Source organism: Streptomyces sp. NPDC005402, assembly GCF_040606575.1.
GTDB lineage: Bacteria > Actinomycetota > Actinomycetes > Streptomycetales > Streptomycetaceae > Streptomyces.
Genome location: NZ_JBEXFB010000009.1, coordinates 301,054 through 323,125 on the forward strand (window position 1 = coordinate 301,054; position 22,072 = coordinate 323,125).

Annotated in this window: 17 protein-coding genes; 9 read left to right on the plus strand and 8 right to left on the minus strand. The window is 72.0% G+C overall.

All coding sequences use genetic code 11. From position 1 onward, the window contains the following. The first annotated feature begins 52 nt into the window (after positions 1-52). The 4 genes from ABZT02_RS20145 (at position 53) to ABZT02_RS20160 (ending at position 4,485) form a co-directional block, all read left to right on the plus strand. Positions 53-838, plus strand: coding sequence for an ABC transporter ATP-binding protein (locus tag ABZT02_RS20145; protein ID WP_356019310.1), 786 nt, complete (start codon positions 53-55; stop codon positions 836-838). Between the two features lie 3 nt (positions 839-841). Further along, entirely contained in the window at positions 842-2,152 is a 1,311-nt protein-coding gene (locus ABZT02_RS20150) for an ABC transporter permease (protein WP_356019311.1), read from the plus strand. A gap of 132 nt (positions 2,153-2,284) precedes the next feature. Further along, positions 2,285-3,142: a MoxR family ATPase gene (locus tag ABZT02_RS20155; protein ID WP_356019362.1), complete on the plus strand. Its 858-nt coding sequence runs from the start codon at positions 2,285-2,287 to the stop codon at positions 3,140-3,142. Further along, a complete protein-coding gene (locus ABZT02_RS20160) occupies positions 3,139-4,485 on the plus strand; it encodes a VWA domain-containing protein (RefSeq protein ID WP_356019312.1) in 1,347 nt (448 codons plus the stop codon). Before ABZT02_RS20155 ends, ABZT02_RS20160 begins: the two co-directional genes overlap by 4 nt. 611 nt (positions 4,486-5,096) lie before the next feature. Here the strand turns inward: ABZT02_RS20160 and ABZT02_RS20165 are convergent. Further along, on the minus strand, positions 5,097-5,798 hold the full coding sequence (locus ABZT02_RS20165) for an SDR family oxidoreductase (protein WP_356019313.1): 702 nt from the start codon (positions 5,796-5,798) through the stop codon (positions 5,097-5,099). Between the two features lie 118 nt (positions 5,799-5,916). Here ABZT02_RS20165 and ABZT02_RS20170 point away from each other — a divergent pair, with 118 nt between their 5' ends. Continuing rightward, positions 5,917-6,891, plus strand: a complete 975-nt coding sequence (locus ABZT02_RS20170) for an NAD(P)-dependent alcohol dehydrogenase (protein WP_356019314.1) — start codon at positions 5,917-5,919, stop codon at positions 6,889-6,891. A 62-nt stretch (positions 6,892-6,953) separates the two neighbouring features. On the opposite strand, the gene ABZT02_RS20175 is transcribed toward ABZT02_RS20170, so the two are convergent. From ABZT02_RS20175 to ABZT02_RS20185, 3 genes are all read right to left on the minus strand, one after another. Continuing rightward, positions 6,954-7,313, minus strand: coding sequence for a cupin domain-containing protein (locus tag ABZT02_RS20175; protein ID WP_356019315.1), 360 nt, complete (start codon positions 7,311-7,313; stop codon positions 6,954-6,956). A gap of 148 nt (positions 7,314-7,461) precedes the next feature. Further along, entirely contained in the window at positions 7,462-8,463 is a 1,002-nt protein-coding gene (locus ABZT02_RS20180) for a threo-3-hydroxy-L-aspartate ammonia-lyase (protein ID WP_356019316.1), read from the minus strand. After that, complete coding sequence (locus tag ABZT02_RS20185; protein WP_356019317.1) at positions 8,460-9,116, minus strand: PAS domain-containing protein; 657 nt, start codon at positions 9,114-9,116, stop codon at positions 8,460-8,462. The genes ABZT02_RS20180 and ABZT02_RS20185 overlap by 4 nt, the downstream gene beginning before the upstream one ends. A gap of 131 nt (positions 9,117-9,247) precedes the next feature. Between ABZT02_RS20185 and ABZT02_RS20190 the strand changes: the two genes are divergently transcribed. The 4 genes from ABZT02_RS20190 to ABZT02_RS20205 all read left to right on the plus strand — a co-directional run bounded on the left by ABZT02_RS20190 (position 9,248) and on the right by ABZT02_RS20205 (position 15,763). Then, on the plus strand, positions 9,248-10,414 hold the full coding sequence (locus ABZT02_RS20190) for an MFS transporter (RefSeq protein ID WP_356019318.1): 1,167 nt from the start codon (positions 9,248-9,250) through the stop codon (positions 10,412-10,414). 28 nt (positions 10,415-10,442) lie between these two features. Continuing rightward, positions 10,443-12,200, plus strand: coding sequence for a beta-galactosidase (locus tag ABZT02_RS20195; RefSeq protein WP_356019319.1), 1,758 nt, complete (start codon positions 10,443-10,445; stop codon positions 12,198-12,200). Beyond that, complete coding sequence (locus ABZT02_RS20200) at positions 12,200-14,581, plus strand: beta-galactosidase (protein ID WP_356019320.1); 2,382 nt, start codon at positions 12,200-12,202, stop codon at positions 14,579-14,581. Before ABZT02_RS20195 ends, ABZT02_RS20200 begins: the two co-directional genes overlap by 1 nt. Positions 14,582-14,698: 117 nt before the next feature. Beyond that, the gene (locus ABZT02_RS20205) at positions 14,699-15,763 is read left to right on the plus strand and encodes a LacI family DNA-binding transcriptional regulator (protein WP_356019321.1); all 1,065 of its coding nucleotides are present in this window, start codon (positions 14,699-14,701) and stop codon (positions 15,761-15,763) included. 28 nt (positions 15,764-15,791) lie between these two features. Here the strand turns inward: ABZT02_RS20205 and ABZT02_RS20210 are convergent, their stop codons facing one another. The 4 genes from ABZT02_RS20210 to ABZT02_RS20225 all read right to left on the minus strand — a co-directional run bounded on the left by ABZT02_RS20210 (position 15,792) and on the right by ABZT02_RS20225 (position 21,894). After that, a complete protein-coding gene (locus ABZT02_RS20210; RefSeq protein ID WP_356019322.1) occupies positions 15,792-16,796 on the minus strand; it encodes a LacI family DNA-binding transcriptional regulator in 1,005 nt (334 codons plus the stop codon). A gap of 6 nt (positions 16,797-16,802) precedes the next feature. Beyond that, positions 16,803-19,706, minus strand: a complete 2,904-nt coding sequence (locus ABZT02_RS20215; RefSeq protein ID WP_356019323.1) for an aminotransferase — start codon at positions 19,704-19,706, stop codon at positions 16,803-16,805. A 500-nt stretch (positions 19,707-20,206) separates the two neighbouring features. Continuing rightward, positions 20,207-20,758 (minus strand): phosphatase PAP2 family protein, encoded by a 552-nt coding sequence (locus ABZT02_RS20220; RefSeq protein WP_356019324.1) that lies wholly within the window; start codon positions 20,756-20,758, stop codon positions 20,207-20,209. 56 nt (positions 20,759-20,814) lie between these two features. After that, positions 20,815-21,894 carry a YihY/virulence factor BrkB family protein gene (locus tag ABZT02_RS20225; RefSeq protein ID WP_356019325.1) on the minus strand — a complete coding sequence of 360 codons (1,080 nt, stop codon included), beginning with the start codon at positions 21,892-21,894 and terminating at the stop codon, positions 20,815-20,817. Between the last annotated feature and the right edge of the window lie 178 nt (positions 21,895-22,072).

Genomic DNA, 22,072 nt, shown 5'->3' on the forward strand with positions numbered 1-22,072 from the left:
TCCGTAGCTTCTTCAACGAGGCACACGGCGTGCCGGACGAAGGGGGACGACGATGTTTCGCACAGGTTCACGACGCACGCACGACGCGGGGCCCGCCGCCGAGGCGCTGCGGCTGGTGAAGGTCAGCAGGACCTACGGCACGCACGACAGTGCCGTGACCGCCCTGGACGGGGTCACGCTGAGCCTCGGCCGGGGCACCTTCACCGCGGTGATGGGACCGTCGGGGTCCGGCAAGTCCACGCTGCTGCAGTGCGCGGCCGGTCTCGACCGGCCGGACAGCGGGATCGTGCGGGTCGACGGCACGGAGCTGACGGGCGGTGGCGAGGCGGAGCTGACGCGGTTCCGGCGCGGGCGGGTCGGGTTCGTGTTCCAGCAGTACAACCTGCTGGAGACCCTGACGGTCGCCCAGAACACCGTCCTGCCGCTCAAGCTCGCCGGCCGGAAGGTCGACCGGAGGCGCGTCACGGAGGTCCTGACGGCCGTCGGTCTCGGCGACCGGCTCGGGCACCGGCCCGACCAGCTCTCCGGCGGTCAGCGACAGCGTGTCGCGATCGCCCGCGCCCTGGTCACCGATCCTCGCGTGATCTTCGCGGACGAGCCGACGGGCGCCCTCGACACCAGGAGCGCTAGGGACGTGCTGCGGCTGCTCCAGGAGGCGGTGCGGGTGCACGGCAGGACCGTGGTGATGGTGACCCACGACCCGGTCGCCGCCTCCTACGCCGACTCCGTGCTGTTCCTCGCGGACGGCCGCCTCGCGGGCCGCATGGACGCGCCGACACCGGACGCGGTGGCCGAGCGCCTCGCGCACCTGGGCGACGACGTGACGGCGGGGGTGTGAGCGATGTTCATGCTGGCGATGCGGTCGATACGGCAACGGCCCGGACGGTTCCTCGCGACCCTGCTGGCCGCCTTCCTGGGCGCGGGGATCATCATGACGTTCAACTCCCTGTACGACACGGCGGGCCGGCCGGGTGTCGACCCGGTGAGCTCGGACATCCTGACCACCTCGGCGAGTGTGGTCGGCGGCTACGGCACCCTCCTGGTGTTCTTCGCGGTGGCCTCGACACTGACGGTCAACGTCCGCCAGCGCACTGCTGAGTTGGAGCTGCTGCGCTGCTCGGGGGCGACGCCGGGGCAGATCGGCCGGATGGTCGTGGGTGAGGCGCTGGCGGTCGCCCTGGTCGGTGCCGTCCTGGCCATCGGTCCGGCGATGTTCGGCGGGCAGGCACTGCTGGACGTCTTCCAGGACAGCGGGCAGGTCGCGGCGAACGTCGACCACTCCTTCGGTCCCGTCGCGCTGCTGTCGGGCGTCGACATCACCCTGGTCGCGGCGGCGGGCGCCGCCTTCCTCGCCGTACGACGGGCCACCCGCGCGCGTCGGCAGCGGGGCCGGGCGCGGACCTTCCTCGCGTACGCGGCGCTCGGCTTCGGGGCCGTGTCGGCGCTCTCCACCTTCGCCTTCTCGGCGACGGACGAGGCGCTGATGGCGGCGCCGGCGTACGGGGCGATCCTGCTGTCCGTGGGGTTCGCGCTGCTCGCGCCGCGGCTGCTGAAGGGTGTCCTGGAGCGGTTGCCGCTGACGGGTGCGAGCGGCTGGCTGGCCGTGCGGAACCTGCGGCGGCGGGCGGACCACCTCTCCGGGATCCTGATGTCGCTGATCCTGTTCACGGCGGTGTCCGTCGCCACGCTGTACATGCAGGCTGTGGAGAGCGACGCCATGAAGGCCTCGGGTGCGGTCAAGAGCGTCGACGCGAAGAACCTTCAGACGCTGAATCTGACGGTGGTCGGCATCATCGTCGTGTTCGTGTGCGTGATGCTGGTCAACTCGCTGTACGCGGCGACCACGTACCGAAGCCGGGAGTTCGGCCAGCAGCGGCTGGCCGGGGCGAGTCCGAAGCAGGTGCTGGGCACGGTGGGCGCGGAGGGGCTGATCCTCACGGCGGTCGGGCTGTTCTTCGGCACGGTGGCGGCGCTGGCCGGGATCATTCCGTTCACGGTCGTCCGCACCGACTCGGTGCTGCCCCACCAGGGGATCGGCATCTGGCCGGCGGTGGCGGCGATCGCGTCGGCCGCGACCATCGGGACGAGCCTGGCCACGGCCCGCAGGGTGCTGCGTAGGCCGGCGGTGGAGGCGGTGGCGTTGGCAGCGTGAGAACCACCGGCCGGCGGGGGCGTCACTTCGGTGACGCCCCCGCCGGCCGTTCTCGCACCACGTGACAGAACCGGTGAACAAGCGCTTAGATAGTTGGCGGAACGAGTTCGCGCCGCCCTGGAGGCCCCGTTGCTGTTCACATCCGTCGACGACGTCTCCGCACGCCTCGCCGAGACCGGCTACCTCGCCTCACCCGCGGTCGCCACGACCGTCTTCCTCGCCGACCGGCTCGGCAAGCCGCTCCTGGTCGAGGGCCCGGCGGGGGTCGGCAAGACGGAGCTGGCCAAGGCGGTGGCCGAGGTCGCCGGGGCGCGGCTGGTCCGGCTCCAGTGCTACGAGGGCGTGGACGAGTCCCGGGCGCTGTACGAGTGGAACCACGCCAAGCAGCTGCTGCGGATCAGCGCCGGCCGGGACGAGACCTGGGACGAGGCGCGCACGGACATCTTCAGCGAGGAGTTCCTGCTCTCCCGGCCCCTGCTGACGGCGATCCGCGGCGACGAGCCCAAGGTGCTGCTGATCGACGAGACCGACAAGGCGGACGTCGAGGTCGAGGGCCTGCTCCTGGAGGTGCTCAGCGACTTCCAGGTCACGGTCCCCGAGCTGGGCACGATCACCGCGTCCCGCCGCCCCTTCGTCGTCCTGACCTCCAACGCCAGCCGCGAGCTGTCGGAGGCCCTGCGCCGGCGTTGCCTGTTCCTGCACATCGGGTTCCCGGAGGAGGAACTGGAGCGGCGGATCGTACGGCTGAAGGTGCCGGGGCTCGACGAGACGCTGGCCCGGTCCGTGGTCCGGGTCGTGGGCGCGCTCAGGGCCATGGACCTGCGCAAGGTGCCCTCGGTCGCGGAGACCATCGACTGGGCGCGCACGCTCCTCGCGCTCGGCGCGGACCACCTCGACGAGACGGTCGTACGGGACAGTCTGGGCGTGCTCCTCAAGCACCAGGACGACATCCTCAAGGCCGGGGCCAAGCTCGACCTGGACGCCGTGTGAGCACCGCCGAGCGGCTCACCTCCCTGGTCGGCGCCCTGCGCGCGCACGGCGTGCGCATCGGGACGGGTGAGACGGTGGACGCGGCGCAGGCCGTCGACGCACTCGGATTCGCCGACCGCGAGCGACTGCGGGAGGGCCTGGCGGCGACCCTGCTGCACAGCACGGCGCAACGACCGGTGTTCGACCCCGTCTTCGACCTGTACTTCCCGCGGGGCGTCGGCGCGCCCGACACCGGCCCCGCGGACCGGGAGGACCTGCGCGAGCGTCTCGCCGAGGCCCTCGCCGCGAACGACGAGACGCTGATGGCCCGCCTCGCGGCAGAGGCGGTCGACGGGTTCGGCGGATACGGCAACTCCCCCTCTTCGGACGGCTGGTCGTCGTACCAGACGCTCGACCGGCTGCGCCCGCAGACCCTGCTCGCGCGCGTCCGTGACGACGTGCGGGGGCGGCAGGGCATGTCCGGGTTCACGGACCGGCTGCTGGAGGACGAGATCCGCCGGCGTATCGAGGCGTTCCGGACGCTGGTGGCGGCGGAGGCCCGGCGGCGGGTGGCCGAGCGGCGGGACAGGGACGAGATCGCGCGGCGGGCGGTGGCGCCGACGACCGACCGGGTCGACTTCCTGTTCGCCGGGAAGGACCGGCTGGCCGAACTGCGGCGCACGGTCCAGCCGTTGGCCCGCAAGCTCGCCACCCGGCTGGCGGCCCGCCGCCGTCGTGCGGCGCGGGGCAGTATCGATCTACGGCGGACTCTGCGCGGTTCGTTGTCGACGGGCGGGGTGCCGATGAAGCCGGTGCTGCGCAGGCGCCGGCCGGCCCGTCCCGAACTGGTGCTGCTGTGCGATGTGTCGGGCTCGGTGTCGGGGTTCTCGGACTTCACGATGCTGCTGGTGCAGGCGCTGCACGACCAGTTCAGCAAGGTGCGGGTGTTCGCCTTCGTCAACCGCATCGACGAGGTCACCCGGCTCCTCGAACACGGGGCGGCCGACGTGGAGGGGCTCGGCGCCCGCATCCGGGCCGAGGCCACGCTCACCGGGTGGCACGGCAGCAGCGACTACGGTGTCGCGCTGGGCGAGTTCGCGTCGCTGTACGGGGATGCGCTGACCCCGCGCGCGACGGTGTTCGTCCTCGGCGACGCCCGCACCAACATGAGCGACCCGAACCTGGCCGCCGTGCGGGAGATCGCCGAACGGGCGCGCCGCGTCTACTGGTTGAACCCGGAGGCACGTGCGCAGTGGGGCACGGGTGACTCCGCCGCGTACGAGTACGCCGAGCTGGTGGAGATGCACGAGTGCCGCAATGTCCGGCAGCTCAGCGCGCTGGTGGGACGGCTGCTGCCGATCTGACGAGCGGCTTCCGGGCCGCCCGCCGCCAGGGCCGTCGCTGCCTGCCGCCAGGGCCATCGCCACCTGCCACGAGCTGTCCGGGCGGGACGCGGACGCGCTGGACGCCGTCCGTGCCGGGTTGCCGGTCGGCAATGAGGCCGTGCGCGAGGGCGGGCGGTTGCAGACTCCCCGGCCGTCTCGTCGACACCGCGTTCATGGACGAGTCGATCACCGTGGCGACGACGCCGAGGCTCATGTTGCCGCGTTCCACGCCCCGGCCGGCGATCCCGGTCAGCGGGTGGGGCGGGGCCGCCGAACTCTGCGACGGGTTCGGCGGCCCGGCACCCCCGTGCCGTCCCGCCTCGGAGGCCGGCCGGGCTGGGACCGCGGGCCGGTACGCGCCCGGTGGGCGCATCCGTCGACCGGCCGACCCGTCGCTCGCCTCGCCCGCAGCCCGCAGCCCGCAGCCCTGGCATCCTCGCCGCTCGCCGAGTCTTTTGCCCGGGCGAGGCGCGCTCATCCCGGTCGGCTGGATCGGTGGCGGATTCCTGCTCTGCTACCCGGCCAGGCGACCACCACGGCGCCGACACCGCCGACACCACCGACACCGAGACCACGCGTGTCCAGGAGGCTCAGGCCGTCAGCTGCGGGTACAGCGCGCCGAGATCCGCGGCGAGTCCGGCCTTCACCTGTCGGGTCAGGTCGTCGGCGAGCACCTCGAAGGCGCCGGACTCGATGCCGTCGAGGGCTTGCGCGGCCACGCTCTCGGGAGTGACCTTCGGGGCGTCGATCTTCGCGGTCATGTCCGTGTCGACGTACCCGACATGCAGCCCGGTGACCTCGATGCCGCGCGGCTTCAGGTCCAGGCGCAGGGAGTTGGTCTGCGACCACAGGGCCGCCTTGGAGGCACTGTAGGAGCCGGCGACACCGAGCCACGACAGCACCGAGTGGACGTTCAGGATGTGACCGCCGCCGTTGCGTTCGATGACCGGCACGAAGGCGCGGGTCACGAGGAGAGGGCCGTAGAAGTTGGTCTCGAACTCGCGGCGGACGTCCTCGACGGGGGCGTCCAGGAAGCTCGCGTTCACGGACGCGCCGGCGTTGTTGATCAGCAGGGTGACGTCCTGGGCCTGTTCGGCCGCGGCCGCGACGGAAGCGGGGTCGCTCACCTCCAGGGCCAGCGGCACCGCGTCCGGATGCGTGACGGTACGCGGGTCGCGGGCGGTGGCGTACACCTTCTTGGCGCCACGCTCGTACAGGGCGGTCACCAGCGCCCGGCCGATGCCGCGGCTGCCGCCGGTGACCAGGGCGACGGAACCTTCGATGGTGGTCATGGGTATCCTTGTGTCGAGAAACCGATCGGTTTAAGTACGACCATCACAGTAAACCGATCGGTTTCCGATGGCAAGGCGAGCCCCCTTCCCTACGCTCCGAAGCGACGGAGGGGGTCCCATGCAGGCAGTCGTCCAGGACCGGTACGGCTCGGCGGACACACTGGAGCTGAGGGAGGTCGAGCAGCCGGTGCCGACCGCGGACGAGGTGCTCGTGCGGGTGCACGCTGCCTCGGTCAACGCGTACGACTGGCACTACCTGCACGGCGACCCGAAGATCGCCCGGCTGTCGTTCGGGCTGCGCGCGCCGAAGGTGCGGATCCGGGGCCGGGACTTCGCCGGGCGCGTCGAGGCGGTCGGCGCCGAGGTCAAGGGGCTGCACCCCGGCGACGAGGTGTACGGCGAGGCGGACGGGACCTTCGCCGAGTTCGTGTGCGCCAAGGACAGCGAGACGGACCTCAAGCCCGCCGGCCTCTCCTTCGAGCAGGCGGCCGCGATGCCGCTGGCCGCGAACACCGCACTCATCGGCCTGCGGGACGTGGCCGGAGTACGGGCCGGGCAGTCCGTCCTGGTGAACGGTGCGTCGGGCGGCGTGGGGACCTTCGCCGTGCAGATCGCGAAGGCGTACGGCGCCGAGGTGACCGGTGTGTGCGCCGCGCGCAACGTCGAGCTCGTCGGGTCGCTGGGGGCGGACCAGGTCGTCGACTACAACCGGGAGGACTTCACCCGCGCCGGGCGCCGCTACGACGTCGTACTGGACCTGGTCGGCAATCGCTCACTGGGTGATCTGCGGCGCGCGACGGCCCCCGCCGGATCGGTCGTCCTGTCCGGCGGGGGTGTGTACGAGGGCGGCAGCGTCCTCGGCCCGGTACGGCTCACGCTGCGGGGACTGCTCCTCTCCCCCTTCATCCGGCAACGGCTGCTCCAACTCCCGGCGAAGGCGCGCAAGGACAACCTCCGGGCCCTGCGGGAACTCGCCGAGGCAGGGAAGATCGCCCCGGCCGTCGAGCGGGTGTATCCGCTGGGCGAGGCGGCCGAGGCCGTCCGTCATCTGGAGGTGGAGCACGCGCGCGCGAAGATCGTCGTCACGGTGTGAGCGGCCACGGTGTGAGCCGTGACGTCACGGTGCGGGCGACGACGGTCGGGTACCGGCGTGCCTCAGCCGCCCTTCGCGTAGTCCTTCGCCATGCCGCCCGCGAAGTCGTAGACCACGCACTGCTCGTCGCCGACGACCCAGGCGTCGTGCCCGGGTGCCAGCACGAAGATGTCGCCGGGGCCCACTTCACCCTCGCCGCCCTCGTCCATGACGACGTGCATTCGGCCCTGGACCACATAGCCGTTGTGGTGGACCTCGCAGCTCTTGGTGCCCGCGATGGGTGCCACGGACTCGGACCAGCGCCAGCCCGGTTCGAACGTCCCCACGGCGAAGTCCAGTCCGCTCATGTGGACCGCTTCGAGGTGGCCACGCGGGAAATCACGGCGCTCGTCCGGCTTGTCGAGCGTCTTCACCTCAAACATGACGGCTCTCCCTTCCGGCCGTGTTGCGGTACGGCCGGGGCCGGTCTCCGTCTCCCACCCTTCCTGGGCGGCACCGGCGGGGTCCGAGCCCCATCACTCCATCGTCCGCCTGTCCAGTCGGGCCTGCCATTCGGGTGAGGGCGCCCGGTCAGGCCTCGTCCCCGCCCTCGTCCCCGCTCTCGCTCGCGCAGAGCCGCGCGAAGCGCTCCGCGTCGACATTGCCACCGGAGACGATCACTCCGACCCGGTCCGGAAGGCTCCTCACCCGGCCGCTCAGCAGGGCGGCCAGCGGGGTCGCGCCGCTCGGCTCGACGACGATCTTCAGGCGTTCGAAGGCGAACCGCATGGCCGCGCGGATCTCGTCGTCGGAGATCAGCGCGATCTCGTCGACCAGCCGCCGGTTCACCGAGAAGGTCAGCTCGCCGGGGGTGTGCAGGGCCTGTCCGTCGGCGATGGTCTTCGGCACCGGGATGCTGATGCGCCGCCCCGCCTCCAGGGACCGCCTGGTGTCGTCGCCGGCCTCCGGCTCCACGCCGATCATGCGGATACCCGGGTGCAGGCCCTTGGCGGCGGTCGCGCACCCCGCCATCAGTCCGCCGCCTCCGACCGGCGCGAGGAGCGCACCCAACTCCCCCGTCTCCTCCAGAAGTTCCAGGGCGGCCGTGCCCTGTCCCGCCATCACATGCGGGTGTTCGTACGGCGGGATGAGCGCCAGGCCCCGCTCGGCGGCCAGCGCCTCGGCGATGACCTCGCGGTCGCCGGTGTAGCGGTCGTACGTGACGATCTCGGCGCCGTAGCCCTCAGTGGCCGCCCGCTTGGAGCCCGGGGCGTCCTCGGGCATGACGATCACCGCGGTGGTGCCGAGCTCGCGGGCGGCCAGGGCGACCGCCTGGGCGTGGTTCCCGGAGGAGTAGGCGGCGATGCCCCGGGCGAGCTGCTCCGGCGTCAGCCGCGAGGCGGCGTTGTAGGCGCCGCGGAACTTGAAGGCACCGACCCGCTGGAAGTTCTCGCACTTGAGGAAGACCTCGGCGCCGACCAGCGCGTCGAGGGTCCGCGAGCGCAGCACCGGTGTGCGGTGGGCGACGCCCCTGAGCCGGGCGGCCGCGTCCCGGACGTCGTCCAGGGTGACCGGCGGGGTGGTGGCCGTCACGAGTACCCTCCCGTGTTGTTCGCCTGTTTTCGGGACTGGGACAGATAGCTGTAGGCGGAGGCGCGGGAGATGCCGAGGCGCCCGGCCACCTGCTCGATCGCCCGCCGGACCGCGAACACGCCCCGTTCGTCCAGGCTCCGGAACAGCTCCAGGCGCCCGGCCCGGTCGAGCAGTGCCCATGACTGATGCCGGTGCGCGTCGAGCATGACGTCCACGACGGAGTCGATGTCGTCACCGAAGGTGGTGACGGGCGGTTCCTCGGGGACCGCGCCGATCCCGGCGAGGGCTCCCAGCAGGGCGTGGACCTCGCTGGCCGCGGTGACGTCGACGTTGACGCACAACGCGCCGAAGACCGCGCCCGAGGGGTCGCGCAGGAGCATCGTCGACGACTTGACCAGCTTGCCGGTGTCGGTCCGGGTGACGTAGTTCAGCTCGTCGGCCGCCTCGTCGCCACGGGCGACCATCCGCATCCCGATCTGGCTCATCGCGCCGCCCACGGTGCGCCCGGTCACCGAGCCGGCGATGGCCACCACCGACTTCTCCGGCTTGCGGTAGTCGTGCAGCACGACCTCGCACACCGGCTCGAAGGTCGCCGCGATTCCGCCGACCACCGATGTGAGCGCGGCAATGATCGCGTCCCGCTCGGCCTCCATCGACTCCTCCCTCCACCAGTCCCTCTAGACTACCAATCCAGAAGCTGGACCACCAGTCCAATCCCGCACATTCCAGCCCCGTTCGGTCGCGGATCTTGACGGCCCGCATGTTACCGGTAACATGAACGTCCATGTCCTCGACACTGGCGCCCGCGCGCACTCCGGTCTTCAGCCCGGCCGCAGTGGTCGCTTCCTGCGTCGGCTTCGTGCTCATCGGCGCGCTCCAGGCGCTGTACGGTCCGACGATCCCCGCGTTCCGCGAGGAGTTCGGCCTGTCGCCCTCCGGAGCAGGACTCGGACTGAGCGCCCACTTCGTGGGTGGGGTGGCCGGGGTCCTGCTGTTCGACCGGCTCTTCGGGCGGATCGGCAACCGGCGGATCCTGGGCGCCTCGTACCTGCTGATGGCGGTCGGCGCGGCGGGTTTCGCGCTCGCGCCGAACTGGCCGACCGCCCTGACCGCCGCACTCCTCGCGGGACTCGGCTTCGGCGGCATCGACTACGGCCTGAACCAGCTGTTCGCGGTCGGCTTCGGCCACCGTTCCACCGCGATGCTGAACATTCTCAACGCGCACTTCGGCGTGGGCGCGATCCTCGGTCCGGCGCTGATCGGCGTGGTGGGCGCCGGGCACTATCCGGCGGTCTTCCTCGGTTTCGCGCTCGCCAACCTGCCATTGTTGCTGTGCCTGAAGGGCGTACGGGACCGGGCACCGCAGCCGTCCGGAACCGCTCCCGACTCCCCCGGCGCTCTCGGCCGCAGCCTGGCCTCGGTGCTCTCCGTGTTCGTCGCGCTCTACGTCCTGCACGTGGGGATCGAGGCGGGCGTCGGAGGCTGGGAGCCCACCCATCTGGAGACCGTCGGATACGGCGCCGGAGTGGCCGCGACCGCCACCTCCGTCTACTGGCTGATGATGACGGTGGGCCGTTTCCTGGTCGCTCCGATCGCGCTGCGGTTCTCGGCACAGGCCATCATCACCGTGTCCTGCGCGGGCATGACGGTCTGTCTGCTCCTGGCGTCCGTCGGGGAGCTGGCGCCCTACGCCTACGCCGGTGTCGGTCTGTTCATCGCGCCGATCTTCCCGACCGGTCTGCCCTGGCTGCACCGGGCCGCCCCCGGCGCGCGACGGGCCGGCGCGCTGGTCATCGCCGCGTCGATGATCGGCGGTGTGGCGGCGGGGCCGGCGCTGGGCAAGGCCATCGAGTGGTCCGGGATCCGGGCCGTTCCGCTTCTGCTGAGTGGTGTCTCGGCGCTGTGTCTCGCCGCCACGCTCTGGCTCATCCGCAGTACCCGAACTCACTGATACCCGCTGACTGGAAGGCTTGCCCCGCATGCCCGCTCTGACGACGTCCTCCGACGGTTTCCTCCTGCACGGCGAGCCGTTCCGGATCATCTCCGGGGCCATGCACTACTTCCGGATCCATCCCGACCAGTGGAGCGACCGGCTGCGCAAGGCCCGCCTGATGGGCCTCAACACCATCGAGACGTATCTGCCCTGGAACCTCCACGAGCCCGAACCCGGCACCCTGGTCCTGGACGGCTTCCTCGATCTGCCCCGCTGGCTGCGCCTCGCCCAGGAGGAGGGACTCCATGTCCTGTTGCGCCCGGGGCCGTTCATCTGCGCCGAGTGGGACGACGGCGGTCTGCCCGCCTGGCTGCTCGCGGAACCCGACATCCGGCTGCGCAGCAGCGACCCCCGTTTCACGGCGGCCTTCGACCGTTACCTCGACCAACTCCTGCCCGCACTGCGGCCGTTCATGGCCGCGCACGGCGGTCCGGTGATCGCCGTGCAGGTGGAGAACGAGTACGGGGCGTACGGCGACGACACCGCGTATCTCAAGCACGTCCACCAGGCGCTGCGCGACCGTGGTGTCGAGGAGCTGCTGTACACCTGCGACCAGGCCAACGCCGAGCACCTGGCGGCCGGCACCCTGCCCGGCACGCTCGCCACGGTCACCTTCGGCAGCCGGGTCGAGGAGAACCTGGCCGCGCTCCGCGCCCATCAGCCCCAAGGGCCGCTGATGTGCTCGGAGTTCTGGGTCGGCTGGTTCGACCACTGGGGCGGTCCGCACCACGTCCGGTCCGCCACCGACGCCGCCGCCGACCTGGACCGCCTGCTGTCGGCCGGTGCCTCGGTCAACATCTACATGTTCCACGGCGGCACCAACTTCGGCTTCACCAACGGCGCCAACCACAAGCACGCCTACGAGCCCACCGTCACGTCCTACGACTACGACGCCCCGCTCTCCGAGAGCGGTGACCCCGGCCCCAAGTACCACGCGTTCCGCGAGGTCATCGCCCGGCACACGGCCACGCCCGACGAGCCGGCCCCGGCGATCGCGCCCAGACTCCCGCTCACCGACGTCGACCTGGACCACCGGGCGCCGCTGCTGCCGTATGTGCGCGGGCTGTCGTCGACGCACACGGAGACGCCGGTGACGATGAACGCCCTGGGCGTGCACACCGGTTACGTGCTCTACCGCACCACGCTTCCCGGCTCCGGCGACGGTCTGCTGCACTTCCCGGGTGGGGTCGGGGACCGCGCGCAGGTCTTCGTGGACGGCGCCTGCGTCGGGGTCCTGGAGCGGGAACGGCACGACGAGACACTGTCCGTGCGGGTGCCGCACGCCGGTGCTGTCCTCGAAGTCCTCGTGGAGAACATGGGCGGGGTCAACTACGGGCCGCGCATCGGGGCGCCCAAGGGGCTGCTCGGCCCGGTGTCCTTCCAGGGCGACGAGCTGCGCGGCTGGGAGTGCCGGGCCGTGCCGCTGGACGACCTGGCCGCCGTGCCGTTCGGCCCGTCCGAGGCGACCACGGACGCGGTGCCCGCCTTCCACCGGGGCACCTTCGAGGTGGGCAGCCCGGCGGACACCTTCCTCTCCCTGCCCGGCTGGACCAAGGGCCAGGCCTGGGTCAACGGGTTCCATCTCGGCCGTTACTGGAACCGGGGCCCGCAGCACACGCTGTACGTCCCCGCGCCCGTCCTGCGCCCCGGCGCCAACGAGCTGGTGCTCCTTGAGCTGCACGCCACCACCGGCACCCGCGCCCAGCTCACCGACACGCCCGACCTCGGACCGGAGACCGACTGATGTCCCCGGCGCACCGCCTGCGTGTCCCGTCCCCCGCCGGGCCTCCGCTGACCGGGCACCTGCCCTTCGCGGACGCCCCCGGGGTGCCCGACCCGATCGAGGTGACCAGCCGCTGGCTCACCCGCGGCGGCCGCCCCTGGTTCCCGGTCTCCGGCGAGTTCCACTACTCCCGCTACCCCGCCGGGGAGTGGGAGGAGGAGCTGCTGAAGATGAAGGCGGGCGGCGTCACCGCCGTCGCCAGTTACGTCATCTGGATCCACCACGAGGAGATCGAGGGCCGCGTCCGCTTCGACGGCGACCGTGATCTGCGCCGCTTCGCCGAGCTGTGCGCCCGGCACGGCCTGGACTTCATCCCCCGCGTCGGCCCCTGGTCGCACGCGGAGGTCCGGGGCGGCGGTCTGCCCGACTGGGTGCTGGCACGCGACTGCACACCCCGCACCGACGACCCGGTGTACCTGGACGCAGTACGCCCCTGGTTCGCGGCGATCGCCGATCAGTTGAGGGGCCTCGACCGCGCCCACGGCGGCCCGATCGTGGCCATCCAGATCGAGAACGAGCTCTACGACCAGCCCGGCCATCTGCTGACCCTCAAGCGGATGGCCCAGGAGGCCGGCCTCAGCGCACCCCTGTGGACGTCGACCGCCTGGGGTGGTGTCCACCTCCCGCCCGACGAGCTCCTTCCGCTGTACGGCGGCTACACCGAGGCCTTCTGGACCGAGGCCGACGGCGGCTGGCCCGACACCTGCCGCAAGCACTTCTTCTTCACCCACCAGCGCGACGACGAGGGCATCGGATCCGATCTGCGCCCGGTGCGCGTGCGCGGCAGCGAGCCCGACGCCTTCGCGGACCGGTTCCCCTGGGCCACCTGCGAGTTGGGCGGCGGCATGGCGGTGTCGTACCACCGCCGGCCGTACGTCGACCCCGACGACATCGGGGCGCTCGGCCTGACCAAGATCGGCTGCGGCTCGGTCTGGCAGGGCTACTACATGTTCCACGGCGGCACCAACCCGGCCGGTGAGCTCAGCACCCTCCAGGAGTCGCACGCCACCGGCTACCCGAACGACCTGCCGGTCCTGACGTACGACTTCCAGGCGCCGCTCGGCGAGTACGGCCAGTACCGCAGGACCTACCACGAACTCCGGCTCCAGCACCTTCTGTTGGCGGACTTCGGGCACCTGGTCGCCCCCATGGGGTCCGTGCTGCCCGAGCGGCGACCGGACGGGCAGTTCGACCGGGAGACCCTGCGCTGGGCGGTGCGCGGTGACGGCGCCTCGGGCTTCCTGTTCGTCAACAACCACCAGCCGCACGAGCAGCTCCCGGAGCACCCGGAGACGTCGTTCACGGTCGAATTCCCTTCCGTCGAAGTCGAGTTGAACCTGCCCAGCGCTCCCGTCACGGTTCCGAGCGGCGCGTACTTCTGCTGGCCGCTGCGTCTCGACGTGGCCGGTCTGCGGCTGGAGTGGGCCACCGCCCAGCCGGTGTGCACGGTCGACGTCGACGGCCGTACGGTCCTGGTGCTGGCCGCGACGGAGGGCATCGCGCCCGAACTCGCCCTGGACGCGGCCACGGTGTCGGCTGTGCACACGCCCACCGGCGCCGTCACCCCGGTCGGTGACCGGCTGCTGGTGACCGGGCTGCGTCCCGGCACCGACGCCCTGGTCGAGGTGGACACGGCCGACGGCCGGCGGGCCGGCCTGCTGGTACTGGACGCTGCGGCGGCCCGTACCGCCTACCGCGGCACGGCATGGGGCGCCGTGCGGCTGGTGCTGAGCCGGGACGGGGTGGTCTTCGACCGGGACGAGGTACGGCTGCACGGTTCGGGGACCGCCACGTCGTTCGCCGTACTGCCCGCGCCCGAGGGGTCGCTCGTGGTGGACGGGGTGGCGGCGGAGGCGGTCACGGACGGGGTGTTCAGCCGTTTCGCGGTTTCGGCGGCGTCGACCCGCGAGGGCTTTGCGGCCGAGGTCAGTCTCGTGCGGGCCGCCGGCCCCGCCCCCGAGACCGTCACCGGTGTCCAGGGCCGGGCGAGCGCGCCGGCCGACAAGTACTTCGACACCGTGGCCGCCGAGTACCACGTCGAGGTGCCGGACGGGCTGCCGCCGGGGACGCTGCTGCGGCTGCACTGGAGCGGGGACGTGGGGCGGGCGTACATCGGAGACACGCTGGTCGCCGACCAGTTCTGCTCGGGGCGGGTCTGGGACATCGGCCTGGACCGGATGCCCGCCGACGCGCTGAGGGCGGAGGGTCTGCGGCTGCGGGTGCTGCCCTTGCACGCGCAGGCGCCGGTCTACCTGCCGGAGCAGGCGGGTGACCGGGGGCCGGCCGCCGTCACCCACGCCGAGTGGATCACCAGGCACACCTGGTCGGTCCGGGCGGGCTGACCTGCTCCGGGGCCCGTCGCCACCGCCGGGCCCTCGGACCGGCCCGCCTATGCTGTGCTCCCGGGGCGGGCCGGGACCGTCGTACCACCGCCACCACCACGTCGAGGAACCGCCACCATGACCCCAAGCGCCGCCGAGGGAGCCGTTCCGAAGGGGCGCAGCCGACGCAACTTCGCCGGCTCGCGCCCGGTGATGGACGACGTGGCCCGGCTGGCCGGTGTCTCCAAGCAGACCGTCTCCCGGGTGCTGAACGAGCATCCGTCCGTCCGCCCCGAGACCCGCGAGGCGGTCCTGACGGCCATGCGGACCCTCGGCTACCGGCCCAGCCGCAGCGCCCGGTCGCTGGCCAGCGGGCGGACCCGGATGCTCGGGGTCATCACCTTCGACGCGGCGCGCTACGGACCGGCCGCGATCCTGACCGCCGTCAACACCGCTGCCCAGGAGGCCGGTTATCTGCTGAGCTCCATCTCCCTGGACACGGCCGAGCACGACACGGTCGTCGAGGCGGTCGACCGGCTCTCGGCCGAGGGCGCGGACGGGGTGATCGCCATCGCCCCGCAGCTGTGGGTGGGCCGCGCGCTGGCGGACACCCGGCTCGACACCCCGCTGGTGGTGCTGGAGAACGGCTTCGACGCGGAGACCGAGCGGGTCACCGGTGACTCGCGGGAGGGCGCCCGCAAGGCCACCGAGCATCTGCTGGCGCTGGGCCACCCGACCGTCTGGCACATCGCGGGACCGAGCGGCTGGACCTCCGCCGACCAGCGTCTGGCGAGCTGGCACTCCACGCTGGAGGCGGCCGGTGCGCCGGTCCCCGAGCCGCTGTTCGGCGACTGGAGCGCCGACGCCGGCTACCACCTGGGGCGCCGGCTGGCCCGGCGCAGGGACGTCACCGCGGTGTTCGTGTCCAATGACCAGATGGCTCTCGGAGCCCTGCACGCCTTTCACGAGGCGGGCCGCTCGGTGCCGGGCGAGATCAGCGTGGTGGGCTACGACGACATCCCCGAGGCGGCGCATCTGCTGCCGCCGCTGACCACCGTGCGGACGGACTTCGCGGAGATCGGCACCCGCGCACTGCGACTCCTGCTGAGCCGCATCGACGACTCGGCCGAACCGCCGCACCCGGCTTCGCTCGTGCCCGTCGACCTCGTGATCCGCGCGAGCAGCGGCCCGCCGGGGCGCTGAGAGCAATGCCGCCCCCGGTCCTGACGCGTCACGAACGCGTGGACGCCCGGACGATCATCTCGATGGCCAGGGTGCGGGCGGTACCGGGCGGAGTTTCGCCGGTGAGTATCTCGCGGAGCAACCGGACGCATTCCGCACCCATGTGACGGGGCCTCAGGTCGATCGCCGTGATCGGCGGCTCCGCCGTCCGCATCGCCAGGCTGTCGACGCAGGAGACCAGCAGCAGGTCCTCGCCCACCACCCGGCCCGCAGACCGGATCTCCGGCAGGACGGCCGCCGCGGCTCCGTCGGCCGCGCACACGATCGCGTCGGTATGCGGATTCTCGACGAGCAACTCCCGCACGACACCCCGGAGCGCCTCCGGTGGGGAGCCGAACGGCGCTTTGCGCAGCAGCAGTTGGATGTCGTGCCGGGCGCACCAGCGCGCGTAGGTGCGCTGGAGGGTGAGAGCCCAGTCGGCGGTGGTGTCGGAGGCGATGAACACGGGCCGACGGGCGCCCCTCGCGCGCAGGTGGTCGAGGAGTTCCGTCAGGGCTGTCTCGTGGTCGGACCAGATCACACCGGTGGGCTGTGCGTCGCCGCCGAAGCGCTCGGCGGTGACGACCGGGATCCCCGCGCTCATCAGCCGGCCCACGACCGGGTTCTCCGGCATCGGGTCGCACAGGATCAGCCCGTCGACCTGCGGGAGACGGCCGGAGGACACCAGTGTCACGTTCAGCCCGGCGCGCGCGGCCTGTTCGGCGACGCCGAACACGAACGACATGTAGTACTCGGCGCCGGTGAGGAACTCGGGGATGTGGAGCGCGATGGTGTCCGTCACGGAGGTGCGCAGGCTGCGGGCGCTGCGGTTGGGCGCGTATCCCAGGCGCCGGGCGGTGTCCAGGACACTCCGGCGGGTCGCGTCGGACACCCGGCCGTGGCCCCGCAGCGCGTCCGACGCGGTGGTCTTGGAGACCCCCGCTTCACGGGCGACGTCGGCGATGGTGGCGGGCGCGTCCGGTCCGGTCGGCAGACGGCGGCTTCCGGTCGGCACCCTGCCTCACCAGCCGTGGGTCAGCACGTCGTCCAGTGCGGCGGCGAACACGTCGGCGCTCTGCCGGGTCAGGCACAGCGGCGGCTTGATCTTGAGTACGCACTGCCGGTCCGAGGTCGGCTGGACGATCACGCCCAGCTCCCGCAACCGGTCGCAGATCGCGGCGGTCTCCTCGGTCGCCGGCTCCAGGGTCTCGCGGTCCCGGACGAACTCGACGCCCAGATACAGCCCCGAGCCGTGCACCGCGCCGATCAGCGGGTGCCGGGCGGCGAGTTCCTCCAGCCGCCCCTTCAAGTACCCGCCCGTCTCCAGGGCGTTGTCCTGGAGCCGTTCGTCCCGCAGTACGTCGAGCACGGTCAGCCCGACCACACTGCTGACCGGGCTGCCCCCGGCCGAGGAGAAGAAGTAGCCCTGCGTACGGTAGGCGTCGGCGATCTCGCGCCGGGTGATCACGGCGCCCAGCGGATGCCCGTTGCCCATCCCCTTCGCGACGGTGACGATGTCCGGTACGACGCCCTGCTGCTCGAACCCCCAGAAGTGGGTGCCGAGTCGGCCGTAGCCGACCTGCACCTCGTCCGCGACGCAGAGACCGCCGACGGCGCGGGTGGCGTCGTAGACCTGCCCGAGATAGCCGTCCGGGAGGGGGAGGCCGCCCGCGTTGCCGTAGAAGGGCTCGCAGATGAACGCGGCGGGCGGGTGGCCCTGTTCGGCGAGTTCGGTGATCCGCGCGGCGGCTTCAGGACCGTACCGCCGTGCCTCGGCGCCCCTGTGGCGGCCGCGGTAGGAGTTGGGTGCGGCGACGGTGTGGATCCAACTCGGGCGCGAGGTCAGGGCGTTCGGGTTGTCCGCGATCGAGGTGGAGACAGCGTCGCTCGCGTAGGTCCAGCCGTGGTACGCCTCCTCGACCGCGACCGTGTCCTGCCGTCCGGTCGCCGCCCAGGCCAGGCGCAGGGCGAGGTCCACGGCCTCGGAGCCGCTGTTGACGAGGAACACGGTGTCCAGGCCGGCGGGCAGGAGCGCGGCGAGCCGCTCGGAGAGTTCGACCACCGCGCCGTAGTGGAAGCGGGAGTTGGTGTTCAGGCGCTGCCACTGCCGGTGCACGGCGTCGCTCAGTGCGGGATGGCCGTGGCCGAGGATGGTCACGTTGTTGAGCATGTCGAGGTAGCCGCGGCCCTGGATGTCGACGAGGTGGTGGCGCCAGCCGCGCTCGATGCGGGGCGGCTCGTCGTAGTAGTGCTCCTGCACGGTGGCGAAGGCGCGGTCGCGGCGGTCGAGGAGATCCTGGTCGGCTGACGGCTCCCCCGGGCCCTGCCCGGTGATCAGTGCCGTCGGATCCGGGCTCACCGCCAGCCAGCCGGCGGCCAGGTCCGGGGTGGCGAAACGGGGTGGGTGCCGGTCGGCCAGGGTCGACAGCTGGAGGCCGAGGGTGTGCCTGCCCTCCCGTTCGGCGACTGTGCCGAGGGGCTCTCCGGCGGCGATCGGGCCGGATGCGGCCGGACCGTCCACGCCGTACAGCCGCAGGACCGGTCCCTCGCCACGCAGGTCGAGCGTGCCGTCGGCGTGCCGGGTGAGCGTGCCCGCCCAGGGCGCGCGCACCTCCAGCGGGTCCGCGAGATGCAGGTCGACTCCGAGGGCGCAGGTCGCGGGGGCGTCCATGGTGTCGATCGTGGTCCGGGTCAGGCGGAACTCGCCGTGCCGGGTGCGGACGGCGGGCAGGACGGAGGCCAGGGCGACCTCGGCGTCCGCCTCCAGCCATCGGCCCGTGTGCAGGTCGTCGCTCTGCGCCGAGAGGTCGAGCGCCGGTATGTCGTGGGGCAGGTCCGGCAGCATGCGGTGGGCGGGCACGACGGCGACCCGCGGCAGGGGGCGGCCGAGTGCCTCCCGCAGCTGGGCCGTCATCACCTCCGCCGGGACGGAGACGGCCGACTCGAACATGGTCCACTCCCGGTCCAGGGCGTCGGACGCGTAACCGTTGCCCGGGTCCTGGAGAACGTCGTACTGCCCGCTGACCACCATGACGGCAGCCCGCAGCACGATGAGCGGCCACAGCACGGCCAACTCCCCGTCGGAGAGCGGGCGTTCCGCGTCGAAGGCGCGGACGGCGGGCAGGACGGAGGCGGGGCCGGTGCCGTGGTGGTGCAGGACGGAGGTGCAGGTGACCGCGAGTTCCGCCACGGCCCAGCCGGTGCCGAGGTCCCCGAAATCGATCACGCCGACGGGCATCCGCCGGCCGTCCTCGGCCGTCTCGCAGACGACGTTGTTGTCGGTGATGTCACCGTGGACGAACTGGACCGGCAGGTCCTTCGCGTGGGGTTCGACTAGGGCGTACGCGGTGCGGGCGGCGCTCAGCACCTGGTCGGCGCGGGCCCGGTCGGGCCAGTGCGGGGCGAGGGCCTCGATCACGTGGAGGGCGTTGCGCAGGTCCCACGGCCGGAAGCGGTCGGGATCGGGGGCGGTGAAGTCGGCGAGGGCTGCGGTGGTCTGCCCGGCGAGTTCACCGAGGCGGGCGGCGACGGCGGGGGCGAGGTAGCGGCTGTCCATGATCGGCTCACCCGGCACGAAGTCCAGGAGCCGACAGGCGAGTTCGACTCCGTCCGCGCTGAAGGGCTGCACCACGTCACCGTCGACGCCGGGGATTGCCCGGGGCAGCCGGAGACCGGGCAGCGCACGGGTCAGGTGCTCCACCGCGTCGCACTGGGCCCTCAGCTCGGCCGTCTGCGCGGCCGGGTTGGCGACCTTGAGGACGTACTCCGCCGCCTCGCCGCGCACCCGGTAGTTGCGGTCCTGCTGACTCCCCAGGTCCCGCACGGTGCCCCGCACCCCGAACCGGGTCGCCAGCACGGCCGACACGGTGGCGTCGTCGATCGGTGCGACGGGTCGCACCAGCCAGTCCGTGGACGGCAGGCCCATGGGTCGCTCCGCTTCCGCGGCCAGGCGCCGCTCCTCTGCCGGAACGTTCCGGCACATCGTGCGACGACGGTAGGTCGAACCGTGTTCCCCGGTCAACGTCCCCCGGTCGCTCGGCCGGCGGTGCGACGGAGCCGCCCCTCGACCATGTCGAGGGGCGGCCGATGAGTCCGTGAAGGCGCGAGGCCGAACACCCTCGGCCTCACGAGTCACGGCTCACCAGGATTACCCCGTGGGATACGGGTTACCCGCACGATGGGCCTCTGGGGAGCCGCGGCGGCGGCCCACGGTGGCTTGTCCCGTGTGTGCCCGCGGTGTGGGGCTGCCGGCACACAGCGACGTCGGCCCGCTCAGCAGGTTCGAGCGGGCCGACGCGCACCCTCACCCCGCCCTGTCGCCGTGGGCGCCAGAGGTCGCCCACGGCGCCGCCGTCCTCCTGCGGGCCCGATCCCCTCTCCCGTCCGGACGGCGCGACGCCGCGACGTCGCGTCTCGTCTCGGCGGCTACAGCCAGCGGCGCAGGAACAGAGCCGGAGCACGACGCGCCAGCCAGGCACCAGCCAGCCCGACGGCGGCACCGGCGGCGACATCGCTGGGATAGTGGGCGCCCGACTGCACCCGTTCGACGGCCACCATGGCGGCCGGCAGCGCGCACAGCGCGCCCGCGGTCGGCCACGTGGGAGCGACGGCGGCGGTGAAGGCGACCGCGGCCGCCGTGTGTCCGGAGGGGAACGAGGACGAGTCGGGGCGGTCGGCGACCTCGTCGTGCGGGATCCACTCAGCGGGCGGCCTGGGGCGGTCGGCCAGTTGCTTGCACATGCCGTTGGACACCAGTTGGGCCAGCACCAGTGCCCCCATTCCGGCGGCCGCCGCCCTGCGTCCCCGCCACCCGCCCTTCCATGCCATCAGTGCGGCGGCGCCACACCACAGCTTGGAGCTTTCCGCGGACTCCTCCACCACCGACAACACCTTGCCCACAGCCGGCGGAATCCGGGAGGCCGCCCGCCGGGTCAGAGCCCCATCCACCTCAAACAAGTTCGTCAGCAACCTCGTCATGGCCTGCGGATATCCCAAGCTCCCCGAGATAAGCAGCCCGCATCCGGATCAGTCCGTCACTCGTTGTGCGCCGGCCCTGAGTCGTCCAGCCGACGGAGGTCCCGCTCGTCCCACGTCCTGGTGTCGCGCGGCTGCGTGTAGGGCTCCTTGTCGGGCGGCAGTCCTCCCGCGATCGCCCGCTGCCGGACGGTCTCGGCGTCGAACTCCAGGCCCAGGAGAATCGCCAGATTGCTGATCCACAGCCAGACCAGGAAGACGATGACGCCGGCCATGGTGCCGTAGGTCTTGTTGTACGAGGCGAAGTTGGCGACGTAGAACGCGAATCCGGCGGACGCGACCAGCCAGATGACGAGCGCGAGGAAGCTGCCGGGCGTGATCCACCGGAACCCCTTCACCCGGGCGTTCGGGGTGGCCCAGTACAGGAGCGCGATCATGATCGTGACCAGGACGACCAGGACGGGCCACTTGGCGATCGACCACACCGTCAGGGCGGAGTCACCGATCCCGAGCGCCGTACCCGCCTTGCGGGCCAGCGTGCCGGTGAAGACGACGATCAGGGCACTGACGACGGCGAGCACCATCAGGACGACCGTCAGGCCGACCCGCACCGGAAGGATCTTCCAGATCGGGCGGCCCTCCGGCATGTCGTAGACCCGGTTGGCCGAGCGGATGAACGCGGCCACGTAACCGGACGCCGACCACACCGCGAGGACGATGCCCACGATCGCCATGATCGAGCCGACGCCGGCGTTGTTCTGCAACTGTTCGACGGCCCCGGTGATGATGTCGCGGGCGGAACCGGGAGTGAACTGCTTGAGATTCTTCAGCACCGTGTCCGTGGCGGACTTGCCGGTCAGGCCGAGCATCGACACCAAAACCAGCAGGGCCGGGAAGAGCGACAACAGGCCGTAGTAGGTCAGCGCCGCGGCCCGGTCGGTCAGTTCGTCGTCCTTGAATTCCCGCATGCTGCCCCGCAGCACCGCTCCCCACGCCGTCTTCGGCAGTTGCGACGGCGTGTCCGGCGCGCGTTCCTCCACGGTGGGCCCGGGGCCCACCTCCTCGGACGGCGGGATCTCGCGCTCCGGCGCCTCGTCGCTGTCGTGATGTTCTTTTCGTCCAGGAAGATGCAGTTTCATGCCCGTCGGGTACCCCCTGGCACCCGCCCAATCAGGACGTCTATGGGGAGTCGTGCGAGCTCCCCGGTGGTTTCGTCCGGAGCCGCCCGACGACCCCGTCCCGGTCGGCGGCCAGGCACGCGCCCTCCTGGCGACTCACCGGCGGACGGAAGATCCCGAAGGTCCCGCGAGGGGCCGG